At 42.9% G+C, this 1615-nt stretch carries 3 protein-coding genes; 1 reads left to right on the plus strand and 2 read right to left on the minus strand.

Annotated features, from left to right (window positions below):
- Nucleotides 1-398: YihY family inner membrane protein (locus Q0296_RS11090; protein ID WP_298040568.1), on the plus strand; the 398-nt coding region annotated here is incomplete at its 5' end.
- Between the two features lie 81 nt (nucleotides 399-479).
- Here the strand turns inward: Q0296_RS11090 and Q0296_RS11095 are convergent.
- Together Q0296_RS11095 and Q0296_RS11100 are read right to left on the minus strand one after the other, a co-directional pair.
- Entirely contained in the window at nucleotides 480-1241 is a 762-nt protein-coding gene (locus Q0296_RS11095; protein ID WP_298040570.1) for a hypothetical protein, read from the minus strand.
- Between the two features lie 124 nt (nucleotides 1242-1365).
- On the minus strand, nucleotides 1366-1615 hold a 250-nt coding region (locus Q0296_RS11100; RefSeq protein WP_298040573.1), incomplete at its 5' end, for a hypothetical protein.

The raw sequence follows: 1615 nt of genomic DNA on the forward strand, positions 1-1615 counted from the left end.
CACTTGCACCGCTCGGACTTGCTGGCAGTTTTTATCTCTCAAGCCTTGTGCAAGAGATGCTAAACTCGACTAAATTTACAAACTGGATAAATTTCTTAAGCATAGTGCCATATCTCATCATCTGGGCGATATTTTGCGTCACATATCTCATCTCAGCAAATGACGAGATCAGGTTTAAAAGCGCGTTTTTTAGCTCGTTTGTTACCTCGCTCGTTTGGTATCTTGGCAAGTCGGCCTTCGTCTACTACGTACTTTACAACAAGACCTATTTAAGCGTCTATGGCTCGTTTTCAGCCGTGCTTTTCTTCTTTGTCTGGATATATATCTCGTGGATCATCTTTTTATACGGCCTAAAACTTTGCGCCTATCTCTCAAACAGCACTAAATTTAAAAGATAAATTGAAAGTTTATGCTAGCTGGCAAAAGGATGAAATTTACCAGCTAGCGTATGTATTATTTTATGTAAAATTTTATGTAGATCAGCGTTTAAATTCGCAAATTTCTATCTTTATGCCAAGCTCTTTGCTAAATTTACTAGCGGCCTTTTCAAGCTCATCTTTATCAAAACAGATGATATCTACGTAAGAGCGCTTAGTGCCAGTCGCTGCGCCCATGCTCTCGCAAAAGCTGCTCCCTTCAAGCTCATCTTCTATCTTATTTTTACTATCAACGCCAAACTGCACGTCGCCACCGTGATCAAGGGCTAAAAAGCAGAAATTTATACCAAGCTCGTAGGCTTCATTGTAAGCATCGCCTGCTCCGTCATAGTATTCATTTAGCAGCGTAGTTAGGCTCGTATATCCCATAAATACATCATCTCTTAGCGCATCTGAGCGAGGCTCTAGCTCGTAAAAGCTAAACTGCTTAAGCGGCTCGCTCGAAGCTTCTTTGCCAAATTTATCATCTATAAGATCGGCAAAGTCGATTAGTGGTACGCCTTTTTCTCTTGGCTCGTCCACGATCTCAAACTCTCCAAGCGTGTTTATCATCGCCGTCTCGCCAACAACGTTGTCGCAAAGTATAAAAGCTAGCGTGTAGGCCTTGTTTTCATCTTCGCTTTTTAGCTTGCTTAAAGTCTCGTTGTATAGGCACATATCCACGCTTTTTTCTTCAAAATTTGCATAGACCATGACCTCGTTTGCATCAACACTCACGCCATACATCTGTATAGTGGCTACTTCGCGCGGTGCACGTGGTTTGCCAAGCGTGCAAGTAAGCTTTGTCTCATACTCTTTTGGCATGCGTGATTTGATAAATTTGAGCCAAAATCGCTAAACGTAAATTTCGTATGCGATCCGCTTGAGAAGTCAAATCTAGCCTTACAAGCAGCCGCATACATAAAAACAACAACTTCAGACGTCGCGATTATTTGCCTACTTTTCTGCAGCAGTCTTTTCTTAGTCCATTGCTCTTTTCACAACATCTTTCATAAGCTTGCTTTGATAGAGCAGCGTCCTTTTTCACACGCTGATCAGTCGCGCCGCCTCTGCCGTACTCATATATCTCGCCCAGATCCTTGCACGACGCGGTATCGTTCTCGCTATAGCAACCTTTTGTAAAAATCTGTACCGCCGTAGCCCGCTGCCCCTTTGATACAGCTTTCGCTCCATCGCCA

This window comes from uncultured Campylobacter sp. (assembly GCF_937890585.1).
In the GTDB taxonomy this organism is placed as follows: domain Bacteria; phylum Campylobacterota; class Campylobacteria; order Campylobacterales; family Campylobacteraceae; genus Campylobacter_A.